Genomic DNA, 1029 nt, shown 5'->3' on the forward strand with positions numbered 1-1029 from the left:
AAGTCGGCATCCTCCTGCTGGACACGTCTATATACCGGCGAGGGTATCGACTTCGAAATGCTGTTCCAGGACACGCTGGCAATCTTTGACAGTAGCCCTGACGAATTCATATTCGACCGATTCCAGGACGAACTCATCGACCAGATGAAGCACCCCCTGGGCCTGCGTTATGACCAAATCCTGCTCGAGATCACCAACGGGCAGCAGGAACAACGCCGCGGCACTCTGGTCGACCTGCCCACACCTGCCGGGCCACCTGAAATTCCACCAGTTGGGCAGGAAAACCCTGCTGTTTCGTCTACTGGACAAGCACAGACACAGAGCCCCGCCGCAGATCCCCAAACGTCCAGGACAGGGGGCAACCCGGGTAGTCCCCCCACCCCCACGGCTCCGCCACCACCTGTCCCACAACAGCAACTGACCGATGAGGAGCGTGCAGCGCTCTTGGCAGGCCATATCGTGAGTCCGGTATCGACCAAGATCCAGCAGACTCGCCAACGGCTGGCCGGCCTCGAAGGTGAACATCTACCTGTCTTCGATGAAACAGCCCTGCAGGCAATCCCAGTGCAAGTCGGCGGTCTGCACCCGATCACCGATCTCTGGTACATCGAGCGATCGATCGATACCCCCGAGATCTTGCGACAGCACATCGCTGACCTGGCTGAAGAGATCGCTCTGCACGTCGGCGCCCCTGGCGAAATCGTCAGGATCCAGGGCGGTGTGGGTTACACGTATCGCGAACCCAATGAAGACCGTGAGATTACTGATTCAGCGCTGCACCTCATGACGCTGCTTCAAGCGCTCAGCGGCCAGGTCCAAGTCGTTCTGAACACTCACGATCAACAGACCTGCCGCGATGCACTGGGTGAATTCCAGTTCTCAGCTGGCTTCGCTCAGTTGCTGCTGGGTCAACCCACCACAAGCGATCAACCATCCAGCCAGGCAGGACGTCTCAATGACGCAGCCCTAGTGAAACTGTTCCGGATCATTCGTCTTACCCGACGCCTGGTTGACCTTGAGCTGCCGCCG

General features: G+C 58.8%; 1 pseudogene. It reads left to right on the forward strand.

The annotated features are described in order from the left end of the window. Positions 1–1029 (forward strand): annotated as a pseudogene (locus tag HMPREF2924_RS26720) (transcriptional regulator); the annotation flags it as partial.

Source organism: Pseudomonas sp. HMSC063H08, assembly GCF_001813645.1.
GTDB classification, from domain to species: Bacteria; Pseudomonadota; Gammaproteobacteria; order Pseudomonadales; family Pseudomonadaceae; genus Pseudomonas; species Pseudomonas aeruginosa.